The organism is Bordetella sputigena (assembly GCF_965137885.1).
Lineage (GTDB): Bacteria > Pseudomonadota > Gammaproteobacteria > Burkholderiales > Burkholderiaceae_B > Bordetella_C > Bordetella_C sputigena.
Genome location: NZ_CBCSCA010000029.1, coordinates 1 through 15796, shown reverse-complemented (window position 1 = coordinate 15796; position 15796 = coordinate 1). Strand labels below are relative to the sequence as shown.

7 protein-coding genes and 1 pseudogene are annotated in these 15796 nt (G+C 67.3%); 5 read left to right on the top strand and 3 right to left on the bottom strand.

Translation table 11 applies throughout. The features are described from left to right. Positions 1–35 precede the first annotated feature (35 nt). Positions 36–1292: a transcription termination factor Rho gene (rho, locus tag ACNA0R_RS27105; protein WP_415829183.1), complete on the top strand. Its 1257-nt coding sequence runs from the start codon at positions 36–38 to the stop codon at positions 1290–1292. A 189-nt stretch (positions 1293–1481) separates the two neighbouring features. On the opposite strand, the gene ACNA0R_RS27100 is transcribed toward rho, so the two are convergent. Further along, complete coding sequence (locus ACNA0R_RS27100) at positions 1482–5219, bottom strand: YhdP family protein (protein ID WP_415829181.1); 3738 nt, start codon at positions 5217–5219, stop codon at positions 1482–1484. 80 nt (positions 5220–5299) lie between these two features. Here ACNA0R_RS27100 and glnE point away from each other — a divergent pair, with 80 nt between their 5' ends. The 3 genes and pseudogenes from glnE (at position 5300) to ACNA0R_RS27085 (ending at position 10694) form a co-directional block, all read left to right on the top strand. After that, complete coding sequence (gene glnE / locus ACNA0R_RS27095; RefSeq protein WP_415829182.1) at positions 5300–8248, top strand: bifunctional [glutamate--ammonia ligase]-adenylyl-L-tyrosine phosphorylase/[glutamate--ammonia-ligase] adenylyltransferase; 2949 nt, start codon at positions 5300–5302, stop codon at positions 8246–8248. Positions 8249–8312: 64 nt separating this feature from the next. Next, positions 8313–8960, top strand: a pseudogene (locus ACNA0R_RS27090) (epoxyqueuosine reductase QueH); the annotation flags it as partial. Positions 8961–9155: 195 nt separating this feature from the next. Continuing rightward, positions 9156–10694 (top strand): acetolactate synthase large subunit, encoded by a 1539-nt coding sequence (locus ACNA0R_RS27085; protein WP_415829180.1) that lies wholly within the window; start codon positions 9156–9158, stop codon positions 10692–10694. A gap of 50 nt (positions 10695–10744) precedes the next feature. Here the strand turns inward: ACNA0R_RS27085 and clpB are convergent, their stop codons facing one another. Further along, the gene (gene clpB / locus ACNA0R_RS27080; RefSeq protein WP_415829179.1) at positions 10745–13336 is read right to left on the bottom strand and encodes an ATP-dependent chaperone ClpB; all 2592 of its coding nucleotides are present in this window, start codon (positions 13334–13336) and stop codon (positions 10745–10747) included. Positions 13337–13468: 132 nt separating this feature from the next. Here clpB and ACNA0R_RS27075 point away from each other — a divergent pair, with 132 nt between their 5' ends. Continuing rightward, positions 13469–13882 carry a gamma-glutamylcyclotransferase family protein gene (locus ACNA0R_RS27075; RefSeq protein ID WP_415829178.1) on the top strand — a complete coding sequence of 138 codons (414 nt, stop codon included), beginning with the start codon at positions 13469–13471 and terminating at the stop codon, positions 13880–13882. Positions 13883–14023: 141 nt separating this feature from the next. On the opposite strand, the gene aceB is transcribed toward ACNA0R_RS27075, so the two are convergent. Continuing rightward, the gene (gene aceB, locus ACNA0R_RS27070; RefSeq protein WP_415829177.1) at positions 14024–15607 is read right to left on the bottom strand and encodes a malate synthase A; all 1584 of its coding nucleotides are present in this window, start codon (positions 15605–15607) and stop codon (positions 14024–14026) included. Positions 15608–15796: the final 189 nt, after the last annotated feature.

The window sequence follows — 15796 nt, the reverse complement described above, 5'->3', positions numbered from 1 at the left end:
CCCTCCCTCTTTCCCTCCCCCGATACTTCAACGCAATGCACCTGAATGAACTAAAGGCGCAACACGTCTCCAAATTGCTGGAACTTGCCGCCTCCCTGGAAATCGAGAACGCCAACCGCCTGCGCAAGCAGGAACTGATGTTCGCCATCATGAAGAAGCGCGCCAAGCAAGGCGAGCAGATCTTCGGCGACGGCGTGCTCGAAGTCCTGCCGGACGGTTTCGGTTTCCTGCGGTCGCCGGATACGTCGTACCTGGCGAGCACCGACGATATCTATATTTCGCCTTCGCAGATCCGCCGCTTCAACCTGCATACCGGCGACTCGATCGAGGGCGAGGTGCGTACGCCCAAGGATGGCGAGCGTTATTTCGCGCTGGTGAAGGTCGACAAGGTCAACGGACTGCCGCCGGAGGCGATCAAGCACCGGATCATGTTCGAAAACCTGACGCCGCTGCATCCCAACCAGGCGATGCGGCTGGAGCGGGACATCAAGAGCGAAGAAAACCTGACCGGGCGCATCCTGGACATCTTCGCGCCCATCGGCAAGGGCCAGCGCGGCCTGATCGTCGCCAGCCCCAAGTCCGGCAAGACGGTGATGATGCAGCACATCGCGCATGCCATCACCACCAACTTCCCCGACGCCGTGATGATCGTCCTGCTGGTGGACGAGCGGCCGGAAGAAGTCACCGAAATGCAGCGCACGGTGCGCGGTGAGGTCGTGGCGTCGACGTTCGACGAACCGGCGACGCGCCACGTGCAGGTGGCCGAAATGGTCATCGAGAAGGCGAAGCGGCTGGTCGAGCTGAAGAAAGACGTGGTGATTCTGCTGGACTCGATCACCCGCCTGGCGCGTGCCTACAACACCGTGGTGCCGGCGTCCGGCAAGGTGCTGACGGGCGGCGTGGACGCCAACGCGCTGCAGCGCCCCAAGCGCTTCTTCGGCGCGGCGCGCAACGTGGAAGAAGGCGGTTCGCTGACCATCATCGGCACGGCGCTGATCGAAACCGGCAGCCGGATGGACGAAGTCATCTACGAAGAATTCAAGGGCACCGGCAACTCCGAAGTGCACCTGGAACGCCGCCTGGCGGAAAAGCGCGTCTATCCGTCCATCAATCTGAACAAGTCGGGCACGCGCCGCGAGGAACTGCTGATCAAGCCCGAATTGCTGCAGAAGATATGGGTGCTGCGCAAGTTCATCCATGACATGGACGAAATCCAGTCGATGGAATTCATCCTGGACAAGATGCGCGTGACCAAGTCGAACGCTGAATTCTTCGACATGATGAAAAAGTAGGGGTCCCCCCCCCGAAGCGCTGCGCGCTTCCCCCCAGGGGGGCGACGCTGCGGACCGGCGGAGCCGGATCCGCGCGTCCTGGGTCTGGGGGCACCTTCTTTTTTGCGGCTGTAGTGCCGCCCCGAAGCGTTGCGTGCTTCCGGAGCGCTGGGTGCTTCCGGTGCGGGTCTCGCTGGCGGTAGCGGTCCATCAGTGTTCGATGGGGTCCTTGGGCGCGGGCTCGCCGGCTTCGCTGGCGGGTAGCGGGCCGTCGATGGGCGTTACTTTGGGGTCGCCCCAGGGGCCGGTGACCGCGTACTGGACGGTCATGGCGCGGGCCAGGGGGTACTTCAGCAGCCACTGGGTGACGAAAGCGCCCAGGCCTAGCAAGGGGTTGACGGCTAGCGCGGTTGCTACCGCGGCGCCGCTGGCGTCGAGGTTGGGGATGACCACCGCCTTCAGGTCCCAGGTTTCGTCGATGATACTGCTGCTGCCCGACAGGACGATGGCGGCGACGGGGCCGTTTACCTTGTAGTCGTCGGTATGGACCACACCCCTGGACACGTTGAAGCGCGCGCGTATGGTGTCGAACGGGAAGCCGTCGCGGAACAGGTTGACGGGGTTCAATTCCAGCTTGGCCAGGCGCTGCACCGATTGCAACGATAGCAGTTCCAGCAAACGGGCCGTGCGGGAATTCAGGTGCAGCAGGCGGCCCTTGTCCATGCGCAGCTTCAGGTTCCCGTCTATGGCGGCGACATTGTGCGACCACGGCAGATCCTGCCAGGTCAGCTTGCCTTCCGCCGTGCCGGCGCCGCCGGCCGCCATGCCCGGCCAGCCCAGGCGCCCCAGCAGTTTGCCGAAATCGTCCCATTTGGCGGAGGCGTCCACCGTCAAGCCGCGGTCCGGTCCGCTCAGGCGCCAGAAACCGCTGGCGTCCAGCGTGGCGTCGTCGCTGGCGATGCGCAGCGTATCCAGGCGCCAGCGCTGTCCGCGCTCCACATTGGTGCCGATCACGCGCAGCGAGCCCAGGTCCTTACCGTAGAAGCGCAGCGTATCGGCTTGCAGGTCGATGGCGGGAATGTCCTTCAGGTCATCGCCCGATGAACTATCGTCCTTGCTTTCCTCGGCGCCGTCCTCGCCCAGCGACAGGTATTTGAAGCGCGCCGTCACCTGCCCGGCGATGGCGCCGGAGGCCTCGCGCCACGACACCGCGCCGGCGGCCTGCCTGGACTGGATGTCCACGCGCCACTGCGCCGGCGCCGGATGCACGGCATACAGTTTCAGGTCGTTCAACGTTACGCCCGCCACGCGCAGGCGCGGCGTATCGAGCGCGATCACGTCGGGCGGCGGCAGCAGCGGCACCTCGGGCGCGCGCCTGCCCTTGCCGGCGGCCGGCGGCGGCGTGTCGAAACCGTCCACCACGTCCTGCCAGCCGTCGACGTCGATGTCAGGCATATTCAGGCGGATGCTCAGTCCCTGCGTGGGCAGCGAGGCCGCCTGGTTGGCGCCCAGGGCGCCACGCGCGAAAGTCCAGCGTTTTTCCGCCGGGTCGCGTTCCAGCAGCAAATTGACGTTATCGCCCGGCGCCGTGCCCAGGCTGGCGGTCAGCCAGTCCCGGTCCTTGCCGCCGGCATTGGTGGCGGGACTCCATTGCACCCGTAGCGGCAGCGCGGCGGCGGCCGTCTTGCCGACGGGCGCGGGCATGTCGATGGCCATGCCGACCAGATCGGATTCCATCGTCACATCAACCCGGCCGCCACGGAAATACAGCAGCTTGCCGCGCACCGCGGCGCGCCCGGAAAAGCGCGACATCGCCGGCGCGCGCACCAGCTGCGCCAGGGCGGCGCCGGTGACCTGGCCATCGAAGCGCAGCCCATTGCGCGTATCCAGGAGGCTGCCGTTGACCTTCAGCGGCCCGCCCAGGAACTGCCCCTGCAGGTCGCGCGCGCGCAGGTCTTCCTCGGTGAACTCCAGCATGCCGCGCAATTGCGTCAACGAAGGCAGTTGGGGATACAGCGTGAACTCGTTGTCGTTGAAGGACAGCGAGCCCTGCACGGTCGTATCGTCGGTATGCAGCAAGGGCACGCGCAAGGCCAGCGCCACCTGCCAATCGCCCTTGCCGCGGGCCTGGGCCAGGCGATTTTCCAGCAGGCCGCCCAACGGGGAATTGTTGGCCATGGACAGGAAGGCCGGGACCGGACCCTGTGCATCGCCTTGCAGATAGAGCTCGGCGTTTTCTTCCATATTCGGGATGGTGGCGCCGATCGCGCCCAGGCGGATGGGGGCCTCGCGGTCATCGGCGGGCCGCAGCGTCGCTCCGGGCTTGGCCTCCAGGCTCAGGGCCGCGCCCTCTATGGCGAAGGAGCCGTCCAGCCCAAGTATCGCGGGCCAGGCCTTGCGGTCATGCGTGGCCGGCGCGTAATCCACCGTCGCGCCGACGAAGGGGCCGCCGATATGGAAGCGGCCGTTCTGCCTGGTCTGGGAAAAGGGAAAGTCGTTCAGATCGCCGCGGATCACCAGGCTGGCATCGTGCACCACGCCGGCCTGCAGGCCTTGCGCCAGCCAGTCCCTGGCATCCTGCGAGACGGTCATGGGCAGGTAGCGGTGGATGGCGCTCATGGTGGCGCGGCGCAGCGTACCCTGGATATCCGCGGTACCCGCGTCCGTGGTGCCGCGCGCTTCCCACTTGCCCTGCAGGCGCACGTCCAGGTCGTCATTGGCGGCCTGCAGGTCGCGCAGTTCCAGGGTCAGGACGCCGTCGCGGGCGCGGCGCGCGGAGGTGTCCAGCCGCACCGCCGCCAGCGCCAGGCGGTTCTGTTCGATGATGCCTGGCAGATCGGTGCTGACCTGGGTGGCCTGCCCGCGCAAGGCCAGGCCATCGCCGTTGGCGCTGCGGGCCAGGGCGGGATATTGGCCATCGCGGGCCAGATCGCCGGGCAGGCCTTCAAGACGCGCCCGCACCGTTTCCGCCGACGCCGCGACGCCATCCTGCCAACGCCAGCCCAGACCGCGCCCGACCAGGTCCATGGTCACCGTGCCCAGCCTGCGCCCGTCCACCTGCATCCAGGCTCGGGCCGCCATGCGGCCCTGCAATGGCGGCGCGTCCAGCCAGGGCGCCCAGGCGGCGGGCTCGCCGTCGGCGACCTCGGCGTAGACCTGCCCATGCCAACTGGCCAGGTCCGCGGGATGGCGGCTGAACAGGGAACGCTCGACTTCGCCCCGCAGCGTCAGGCCGGCCGCCAGCGCGCCGGGCGGCCGGGCTTGCAAAGAAAATCGGTGCGACAGCGCGCCGTTCAGCAGGACCAAGCTGGCGTCGCGCAGCACCAGCTCGGGCGCCGCGCGGGACTCGTCCAGCCACCGCACCGTGGCATGGCGCAGCACGATTTCGCGTTGCCGGGCCAGCCAGCGCAAGGCCACGGAGCGGCCGCCATCGTCGTCGCCCGCGTCCGACAGCACGAATGACTGGCCCGCCACCCATAGACGATGGTCGCGGTCGCGCCGCAGGGTCAGGTCCAGGCCATCGGCCTGCAGGAACAACAGCCTGGGCTCGCGATTCAGGATGCTGCGCCAGGCCAGCACGGCGTCCACCGCCGGGAGGCTGAGCACCGTGGCGCCGGTGGCGTCGGCGATCTCCACGCCCGTCAACGCCAGGCGCGGGTTGAGCCGGCTCCAGTTGGCCGAGATATGGCCGATGCGGACGGGAGCGCCGATCGCCTGGCTGGCGTAACGCTCGATTTGCGGACGCCATTGATCGATGCGCGGCAGCACCAAATAGCGCAGCCCCAGCAAACCCACCGCGGCGGCGACATAGACTATCCAGATACCCCAGAGAAGACCGCGGAGAAATTTGAAGGGCAAACGCACGTTTCTTGAGCGAGTATGTAGGTCTTGAAGTATCGTCCCCTTATACCTGAAATGTTTCCGGGCGTCTGCGCGACTTTTATCCATCTATGTCGACCTTTTCCTCCAGCCCTCTTCCATCGTCCGCCTCCTCCACGCCGGCCGGCGCGACGGAGTTCGGCATTGCCATGGCCTGGTCCGGCCACCTGCGGCGTACGCTGGACGCCCGTCCCGACCTGCGCGACTGGCTGCGCGACGAAGGCGCCGCGCGCGCCCTGAGCACGGACGTGCTGCAGTCCTGGCGCGATGCCCTGGCCGGCGGCAATACCGGCGTGCTTCCCGTGGCCGAATGCCGCGCCGTGCTGCGGCGGCTGCGCGAACGCGTCTTCTGCGCATTGATGGTGCGGGACCTGGGCGGCGCCGCCACGCTGGAGGAAGTGGTCGGCGCCATGACGGCGCTGGCCGATCTGGCGGTGGGCGAGGCCTACCGCAGCGTCGCGGCCGACCTGGCGGCGGTGCACGGCACGCCCATCGATCCGACCACCGGCGCCCCGCAGGAAATGCTGATCGTGGGCATGGGCAAGCTGGGCGGCCAGGAATTGAACGTGTCCTCCGATATCGACCTGGTCATGCTGTATGGCGAAGAAGGCGATACCCCGGGCCCGCGGCGGCTGAGCAATCACGAGTTCTACGGCCGGCTGACGCAGCGCATGATGCCCGTCCTGTCCGAACGGGACGCCAACGGCCACGTGTTCCGTACCGACCTGCGCTTGCGGCCCGACGGCGACGGCGGTCCGCTCGCATGGAGCCTGGACGCTTTTGAACATTATCTGGTGGGCCAGGGCCGGGAATGGGAGCGCTATGCCTGGCTGAAGGCCCGGCCCATGCCGGCGCGGGCATTCGAGGGTAGCGACCCGGAGGCGCAACTGCGCCAGATGGAAAGCCTGCGCCAGCCCTTCGTGTACCGCAAGTACTTCGACTTCGACGCCCTGGCCGCGCTGCGCGCCCTGCGCGAGCGCATACGGCTGGATTGGGAGCGGCGCGCGCTGGCGCGCAACGGCATGGACAGCGCGCTGAACATCAAGCTGGGGGATGGGGGCATACGCGAGATCGAATTCGTCGTGCAGTTGTCGCAGTTGATCCGCGGCGGCCGCATGCCGGCGCTGCAGGTGCGTGGGCTGCTGGCCGCCCTGCACTGCGAGCGCGATGCCGGCCTGATCCCCGCCGACGACGCGGCCCGCCTGGAAGCCGCCTACCGCTTCCTGCGGCGGGTCGAACACGCGCTGCAGTATCGCGAAGATGAGCAGACCCATCTGCTGCCGGCCGACCCGTCGCAGCGCGCGGCGCTGGCGGCCGCGATGCGCATGGATGCGGAGGGCTTCGAACGCACGCTGGCGGAACACCGCGCCTTCGTGGAGGACACGTTTCGCAACGCGTTCCGGCTGGCGGGGGTGGGCGATGGGGACAATGGCGGCGGCGGGAACACCGCGGCCGGCAAGCATCGCGCCGCCGGCAATGGCAACGGTCGGGGTGGCGCCGATAGCAGCACCGTCGGGCACGACGGCCGCAACGGTGACAGCGGCCACCATGGCGCAAGCGGCCGCGACGGGGCTAACCGCGGCGGCGGTGGCGGGGATCTCGACCTCAAGCGCCGCGACGATGCACCCCACCGCGCGCACGACGACGATCCGGAAACCGCCCTGCTCGATGAAATCGATGCGCTGTATGGCGAGGACGCCGCGCAGCTGAAGGGCCGCGTCCGCGCTTTGCTGGACGGCCCGCGCCTGCGCACCCTGCCGCAGGGCAGCCGCCAACGGGTCGACAGCCTGCTGCCCATGGCCGTGCGCGCGGCCGCCCGCACCGGCGCCCCGGCGGCGGCCGCCGCGCGGCTGTTCGACCTGATTGAAACGATCGCGCAGCGCAGCGCCTACCTGGCGCTCCTGGCGGAATACCCCGATACGCTGGCTCGCGTCGCCCGCATGATGGCGGCCAGCCCCTGGGCCGCGCAGTACCTGACGCAGCACCCTCTGCTGCTGGACAGCCTGATCGACTGGCGCACGCTGCACGAGCCGCTGGACTTCGGCGCGATGGCGCGCCAGCTGGCGGCCGACCTGGACGCCTGCCTGCTGCCCGACGGCAGCCCGGACGTCGAACGCCAGATGAACCTGATGCGCGACGTCCAGCGCCAGGCCAGCTTCCAGCTGCTGGCGCAGGACCTGGAAGGCGAACTCAGCGTCGAAAAGCTGGCCGACCAGTTGTCGGCGCTGGCCGACATGCTATTGGCCGAAACCCTGCGGCGGGTCTGGGTGCTCGTGAATAAGGTACCGGACGCCCAGCCCCGTTTCGCCGTCATCGCCTACGGCAAGCTGGGCGGCAAGGAGCTGGGCTACGTCTCCGATCTGGACATGGTCTTCCTGTACGACGACCCGCGCGACGACGCGGCGGAGGTCTACGCCAAGCTGGGCCGCCGCATGACGTCCTGGCTGTCCACCATGACCTCTTCCGGACGCCTGTACGAGACGGACCTGCGCTTGCGCCCCGATGGCGAAGCCGGGCTGCTGGCGGTATCGGTGGAAGGCTTCGCCGAGTATCAGCGCAAGCACGCCTGGGTATGGGAGCACCAGGCGCTGACGCGCGCCCGCTACGCCGCCGGAGACGCCAGCGTGGGGGCCAGTTTCGAGGCGGTGCGCAGGGAGATCCTGCTGCAGCCGCGCGATGCCGCCGCGGTGCGCCGCGAGGTGCTGTCCATGCGCGACAAGATCAGCGCCGGGCATCCCAACAAGACCGACACGTTCGACCTGAAGCACGACCGCGGCGGCATGGTGGATGTCGAGTTCGTCACCCAATACCTGGTGCTGACCCAGGCGGCCACTCATCCCGTTCTGGTGGACAACCTGGGCAATATCGCCCTGCTGGGCATCGCCGCGCGCGAGGGTCTGCTCGACGCCGGTATTGCCGCGCAGGCGGCCGACGCCTACCGCACCTTGCGCCGCATGCAGCACCAGCTGCGGCTGCAGGGCCAGGAAAAAGCGCGGGTTGCGCCCGCCCTGCTGGCCGCCGAACGGGACGCCGTGCGCCGGCTGTGGGACGCGGTATTGGGAGACGAGCCTGGCGTGCCGGCCCAGGGCCAGCCCTGAGGGCGATCCGCGCCCCTGGCGCCAGCCCGGGCGCCTCCGGGACTTCGCGCAATATAATTCCCTTATGTCAGAACTCGTCCGCCCGCATCTCCAATTGCCTGAAGGCCGCCGCAAAGTGCTGCTGCACTCCTGCTGCGCGCCCTGTTCGGGCGAAGTCATGGAAGCCATGCATGCTTCCGGCATCGAATACGCGATCTACTTCTACAACCCGAATATCCATCCCGTCAAAGAGTACGAAATCCGCAAGCAGGAAAACATCCGCTTCGCGGAAAAGCACGGCATTGAGTTCATCGATGCCGACTACGACATGGATAACTGGTTCGAGCGCGTCAAGGGCATGGAAAACGAACCGGAACGCGGCATCCGCTGCACGGCCTGCTTCGACATGCGCTTCGAACGCACGGCGCTGTATGCGCACGAGCATGGCTTCGACACCATCACCAGTTCGCTGGGCATCTCGCGCTGGAAGGACATGAACCAGATCAACGGCTGCGGCGAGCGGGCCGCGGCGCGTTATCCCGAGCTGGTGTACTGGACCTACAACTGGCGCAAGGGCGGCGGTTCGCAGCGCATGATCGAAATCAGCAAGCGCGAAAACTTCTACCAGCAGGAGTATTGCGGCTGCGTGTATTCCTTGCGCGACACCAACCGCCATCGCCGCGCGCAGGGCCGCGATCGCATCTATATCGGCGTCAAGTTCTACGGCAAGGAAGGCCTGGTGCGGCAGGAGACCCTGCTGAACGACGAAAGCGCCGGCGAAACGCCGGCCGCCGAGGCGCCCCTCTCGCAGCCCTGACGTCCCCCACGCATCCGGCGCGCCGTTTGGCAAGCTGCGATGTTTACGCATTGGGCGGCCAGGCCGCCGCGACGTACACTTTGGCCTCATTGCACCTGCCTTGAGGACTATATGAACGGCGCTGAAAGTCTGGTCCACACGCTGCTGAAAAGCGGAATCGACACCTGCTTCGCCAATCCCGGCACCAGCGAAATGCACTTCGTCTCGGCGCTGGACCGCATTCCCGGCATGCGCTGCGTGCTGGCCCTGGCCGAGGGCGTGGTCACCGGCGCGGCCGATGGCTATGCCCGCATGGCCGACAAGCCCGCCGCCACCCTGTTGCACTGCGGACCGGGCCTGGCCAACGGCTTGGCCAATCTGCACAACGCGCGGCGCGCCAACTCGTCCATCGTCAACATCGTCGGCGACCAGGCCACGCATCATCGTCCGCTGGATGCGCCGTTGACGGCCGATACCGAAGGCTGGGCGCGCCCGGTCTCCGCCTGGACGCGTACGGCGACCGACGCCGCCACGATAGGCCGCGACGCGGCCGCGGCGGTGCAGGCGGCGCGTACCGCCCCAGGCCAGATCGCCACGCTGATCGCGCCTTCGGATACCTGCTGGAATGCCGGTGGCGTCGTCGCCGACGCGCTGACGGCACCGCCCGCCACCCACGCCGACGAAAGCGCGGTCGCCGCGATCGCGCGCGTGCTGCGCGCGGGCGAACCGGCCGTCCTGTTCGTGGGCAATTCGGCCCTGCGTGAAGCGGCGCTGGCCGCGGCCGGCCGCATCGCGCACAAAACCGGCGCGCGGATCATGGCGCCTACCTCCAACCGCCGCATCGAACGCGGCGCGGGCCGTTATCCGGTCACGCGCCTGCCCTATGCCGTGGAGCCGGCCGTGGCCGCGCTCCAAGGCGTCAAGCATCTGATCCTGGTGGGCGCCAAGGCGCCGGTGGCTTTCTTCGCCTATCCGGATAAGCCTGCGCGTATGTATCCGGACGACTGCAACATCCACGTGCTGGCGCGGGAAGACCAGGATGCGCTGGATGCCCTGTCGCGGCTGGCCGATGCGCTGGACGCCCATGCCGCCGCGCCGGCGGCGGAACGCATTGCGATCGAACCCGCGCGCGGCGCCGTGACTTCCGAGGCCGTGGCGCAGACCGTGGCCGCCCTGCTGCCGGAAAACGCCGTCATTGTGGACGAGGGCGTCAGCTTCGGCCGCGCCTTCTACCCCGGCACCATGAACACCGTGCCGCACGACTGGCTGCAAATCACCGGCGGCGCGATCGGCAATGGCCTGCCGCTGGCCACGGGCGCGGCCATCGGCGCGCCGGGCCGGCGCATCGTCTCGCTGCAGGCGGACGGCTCGGCCATGTATACCGTACAGGCGCTGTGGACGCAGGCGCGGGAGCAGTTGGACGTGACCACTGTCATCCTGGCGAATCGCAAGTACGCGATCCTGCTGGGCGAGCTGCAAGGGGTGGGCGCGGCGGCGGGCAAGACCGCTCTCGATATGCTCGACTTGACGCGACCCAATCTGGAATGGGTGAAGATCGCCAACGGCATGGGGGTGGAGGCCGCGCAGGCCGATACGATGGAAAAGTTCGCCGATCTCTTCGCCACGGCAAACCGGCGCAAGGGGCCGTTCCTGATCGAGCTGGTGATATAAAAAATGGCGCCGCTTGCGCGGCGCCATCTTTTACCACTCCCGCTACAGCATCACTGCAGCGTCCGTTCGAACACCAGCTTGCCGTCGCGCACATCCACCGGCACGACGTCGCGCGGACCGAAGCGGCCTTCCAGGATCAGCTTGGCGACCGGGTTTTCGATCTGCTGCTGGATGGCGCGCTTCAAGGGACGCGCACCGAACACCGGATCGAAACCGGCCCGGGCGATCTCCGCCAGCGCGGCGTCGGAGACCTCCAGCTGCATCTCCTGCTTTTCCAGCCGCGCGGCAAGCCGCTTGAGCTGGATGCGGGCGATGGACTCGATGTGCTGCGCCTCCAGGCCATGGAAGACGACGACCTCGTCGATCCGGTTCAGGAACTCCGGCCGGAAGGACTGCTTCAACTCGTCCCACACCACTTCCTTGATGACCTCGTAGGGCTTGCCGGCCATCGTCTGGATGTGCTGCGAACCCAGGTTGGACGTCATCACGATCACCGTGTTGCGGAAGTCCACCGTGCGACCCTGGCCGTCGGTCAGGCGACCGTCGTCCAGCACCTGCAGCAGCACATTGAACACGTCAGGGTGCGCTTTTTCGACTTCGTCCAGCAGGATCACGCTGTACGGCTTGCGGCGGACGGCTTCCGTCAGGTAGCCGCCTTCCTCATAGCCGACATAGCCCGGAGGCGCGCCGATCAGGCGGGCCACCGAATGCTTCTCCATGAACTCGCTCATGTCGATGCGGATCATGTGCTCTTCGGAGTCGAACAGGAAGTCCGCCAGCGCCCGCGTCAGCTCGGTCTTGCCCACGCCGGTGGGCCCCAGGAACAGGAAAGAACCGTAGGGCCGCGACGGATCGGACAGGCCGGCGCGCGAACGGCGGATGGCATCGGACACCAGCCGCACGGCTTCGTCCTGTCCCACCACGCGGCGATGCAGGAAGTCTTCCATGTCCAGCAGCTTTTCGCGTTCGCCCTGCATCATCTTGGACACCGGGATGCCGGTGGCGCGCGACACGACTTCGGCGATTTCCTCCGCGCCGACCTGGGTGCGCAGCAGCCGCGGCCGGTCGCCCTGCTCGGCTTGCTGGGCGCCGCTTTCCGCCGACTTCAGGCGGGCTTCCAGTTCCGGCAGCTTGCCGTATTGCAGCTCGGCCAGCTTATCGAACTGGCCCTTGCGCTGCAGCTCGGCCATCTCGGCGCGGACCTGGTCGATCTCTTCCTTGATGGCCTGGCTACCCTGCACGGCGGCCTTTTCGGCCTTCCAGATTTCCTCGTAGTCGTTGTACTCGCGCTGGAGTTTTTCCAGTTCGTCCTCGATCACGCCCAGGCGGCGCTTGGAGCCCTCGTCGGATTCCTTCTTGACCGCCTCGCGCTCGATCTTCAGCTGGATGATGCGGCGGTCGAGCCGGTCCATCACCTCGGGCTTGGAATCGATTTCCATGCGGATGCGCGCGGCCGCTTCATCGATCAGGTCGATGGCCTTGTCCGGCAGGAAGCGGTCGGTGATGTAGCGGTGCGACAGCTCGGCCGCCGCCACGATGGCGGGGTCGGTGATTTCCACGCCGTGGTGCAGTTCATAGCGCTCCTGCAGGCCGCGCAGGATGGCGATCGTGGACTCCACGTCGGGTTCGCCCACCAGCACTTTCTGGAAGCGGCGCTCCAGCGCGGCGTCTTTTTCGATGTACTTGCGGTATTCGTCCAGCGTGGTGGCGCCGATGCAATGCAGCTCGCCGCGCGCCAGCGCGGGCTTGAGCATATTGCCGGCGTCGATGGCGCCTTCGGCCTTGCCGGCGCCCACCATGGTGTGCAATTCGTCGATGAAAACGATGCTGCTGCCGTCGTCCTGCGACAGCTCCTTCAGCACGGCCTTCAGGCGCTCCTCGAACTCGCCGCGGAACTTGGCGCCCGCCAGCAGCGCCGCCATGTCCAGCGACAGGACGCGCTTGCCGCGCAGGCTTTCGGGCACTTCGTCGTTGACGATGCGCTGCGCCAGGCCTTCGACGATGGCCGTCTTGCCGACGCCGGGTTCGCCGATCAGCACGGGATTGTTCTTGGTGCGGCGCTGCAGGATCTGGATGGTGCGGCGGATTTCGTCGTCGCGGCCGATGACCGGGTCCAGCTTGCCCTGGCGGGCGCGGTCGGTCAGGTCCAGGGTGTACTTGGCCAGTGCCTGGCGGTTGGATTCGCCTTCGGCGCCCTGCACGGCTTCGCCGCCGCGGACGGCGTCGACGGCCGCTTCCAGGGCTTTTTTCTGCAGGCCGGCTTCACGCAGGATGCGCCCGGCGTCGCCCTTGTCGTCGGCCAGGGCCAGCAGGAACAGCTCGCTGGCGATGTAGGTGTCGCCGCGCTTGGCGGCTTCCTTGTCGGTGCGGGTCAGCACATTCTGCAGGTCGCGGCCAACCTGCACATTGCTTTCGCCGTGCACCGTGGGCAGGTTCTTCAGCGCGGCGTCGATGGCCGACGGCAGGCGGTTGACCGCCACGCCGGCGCGCGCCAGCAGGCTGGCGGCGCCGCTATCGGGATCGCCGATCAGGGCGGACAGAACGTGCAGGGGCTCGATGTAGGGATGGTCGTTGCGCGCGGCCAGGCTCTGCGCATCGGCCAGGGCCTGCTGGAACTTGGTGGTGAGCTTGTCGAATCGCATGATGTGGTCGATTGGTAGAAGGTTGGAGCCTCGCTGCGCACGCGGCGCGCGGCCTGCTCGATGTCCCACAAATGCGGGCTGCCTGCCCGGATTTCAATGCCCCCGCACCACGATAAGCGATACAGTGCCGCGATGGATACCTACGTTTTCGTCTATGGCACCCTGCGCCGGGGAGAGATCAACGACCTGGCCGTGGCGGCCGCGCGGGCCGGGCTCCCCGCGCCGGAGTACGTGGGCACCGCCGCTGTCGCGGGCCGGCTTTATGATTTCGGCGACTGGCCGGGGCTGCTGCCCGACCCGGACGGGCAACTGGTGACCGGCGATGTCTACCGCATCGATCCGGGCCTGCTGCCCATGATGGACGCCATCGAGGAATACGACCCCGCCGGCGGATCCTGCTTCGTCCGTCGCCAGTTGCGGCTGGACGTGGGGGGCCGCGAGCTGGATTGTCACTACTATCCCATCGACCCTGCCCATATCGGCGACGCTATCCGCACGGAAGCGACCGATTGGCTGGCGCACCGGCGGGCGCGTCCGCCACGTTAGCCGCGTTGGCAGCGTCAACGGCCCGTGGCCGCGGGTGCCGAGACCCTTGGACGGCGCCTGGAACCCGAGGCCGGACAAGAAAAACGGCCGCCTCGCGGCGGCCGGTGACGGTGGGGACGGTCATCTTCCCCGGAACAGCGGTCAGACCTCTTCGTACAACGGCAGCGTCAGGAACTCGGCGAAGTCGTCCTGCGTGCTCATCTGCTCGAAAATCTGCGCCGCCCGGTCGTAGGCCTTGCTGGGCCCCGCCACGGCGTGGACCTTGGCCAGCTCTTCGGGGATCAGCTTGCGCACCAGCTCGGCGGTGACCTTGGTGCCGTCTTCCAGCACGCCCTTGGGCGAACGGATCCACTGCCAGACCTGGGAACGGGAGATCTCCGCCGTGGCGGCGTCTTCCATCAGGTTGTGGATGGGTACGCAGCCGTTGCCGTCCAGCCAGGATCCCAGGTAGTGAATCCCGACATTGATATTCATGCGCAGGCCGGTCTCGGTGATCGGGGCTTCCGGCTGGAAGTTCAGCAGGTCCGCCGCCGTCACGGCAACGTCCGGGCGCTGCTTGCCGATCTGGTTCGGCGCGTCGCCCAGCACCTTGACGAATTCTTCCATCGCCACCGGCACCAGGCCCGGGTGGGCGACCCAGCCGCCGTCATAGCCGTCCGTGGCGTCGCGCGTCTTGTCGGCGCGGATGCCGGCCATGGCCTGCTCGTTCTTGACCGGATCGTTCTTGATCGGGATCAAGGCGCTCATGCCGCCGATGGCGGGGGCGTTGCGGCGATGGCAGGTCTTGAGCAGCAGCAGGGCGTAGGCGCGCATGAACGGCGCCGTCATCGTCACCTTCGCGCGGTCGGCCAGGCAGAAATCGCGCTCGACCTTGAACTTCTTGATGCAACTGAAGATGTAGTCCCAGCGACCGGCGTTCAGCCCGGCGCTGTGTTCGCGCAATTCGTAGAGGATTTCGTCCATCTCGAAGGCGGCCAGGATGGTTTCCACCAGCACGGTCGCCTTGATCGTGCCCTGCGGAATACCCACCGCCTTCTGCGCCCGGACGAAGATGTCGTTCCACAGGCGCGCTTCCAGATGGCTTTCCATCTTGGGCAGGTAAAAATACGGACCGCTGCCGCGCGCCAGCAATTCCTTGGCGTTGTGGAACAAGTACAGCGCGAAGTCGAAAATGCCGCCCGACACTCGCTTGCCGTCCACGGTGACGTGCTTTTCATCCAGATGCCAGCCGCGCGGGCGCACCAGCAGCACCGCGGTCTTGTCGTTCAGCTGGTAGGTCTTGCCGCCCTGCTCCAGGCGGATCGTGCGGCGCACCGCCTCCATCAGGTTGATCTGGCCGGAAATCTGGTTGTGCCAGTTGGGGGTGTTGGAGTCCTCGAAGTCCGTCATGTAGCTGTCGGCGCCGGAATTCAAGGCATTGATGACCATCTTGCGCTCGACCGGGCCGGTGATTTCCACGCGGCGGCATTTCAGGTCTTCCGGGATCGGGGCGATGGTCCAGTCGCCGTCGCGGACCGAGCGGGTTTCGGCCAGGAAATCCGGCTTTTCCCCGGCGTCCAGACGCTTGACGCGGGCCGCGCGGGCAGCCAGCAGTTCCTGCCGCCGGGCCTCGAAGGTGCGATGCAGATCAGCCACCAGCGCCAGCGCGTCGTGCGTCAGCACGGTTTCGAAGCCGGGTTCGATGGGGGCGTCGACAGCGACGCCGGCGGGCAGTTTCAAGGGCATGGAAGTCTCCGAGGGAAATGCTGTGTCCGTCAGTTTACGAAGCGGATATTGAATTAAAAAGCATATAAAAGTAGATTCATCTTTTATTTTTTGTCAAAGATGGAGCGACGGCAGTCGGGCGGTGCCGGTGGCACCGGGTCGCCGGCGCCAGGCGGGCCCAGCCTGGGCTCGCCCGGGGCTGGGCTGGGC

Coding starts and splice junctions, on each gene's coding strand:
- rho (WP_415829183.1), top strand. CDS start 36: ATGCACCTGAATGAACTAAAGGCGCAACACGTCTCCAAATTGCTGGAA.
- ACNA0R_RS27100 (WP_415829181.1), bottom strand. CDS start 5,219: ATGGATAAAAGTCGCGCAGACGCCCGGAAACATTTCAGGTATAAGGGG.
- glnE (WP_415829182.1), top strand. CDS start 5,300: ATGGCCTGGTCCGGCCACCTGCGGCGTACGCTGGACGCCCGTCCCGAC.
- ACNA0R_RS27085 (WP_415829180.1), top strand. CDS start 9,156: ATGAACGGCGCTGAAAGTCTGGTCCACACGCTGCTGAAAAGCGGAATC.
- clpB (WP_415829179.1), bottom strand. CDS start 13,336: ATGCGATTCGACAAGCTCACCACCAAGTTCCAGCAGGCCCTGGCCGAT.
- ACNA0R_RS27075 (WP_415829178.1), top strand. CDS start 13,469: ATGGATACCTACGTTTTCGTCTATGGCACCCTGCGCCGGGGAGAGATC.
- aceB (WP_415829177.1), bottom strand. CDS start 15,607: ATGCCCTTGAAACTGCCCGCCGGCGTCGCTGTCGACGCCCCCATCGAA.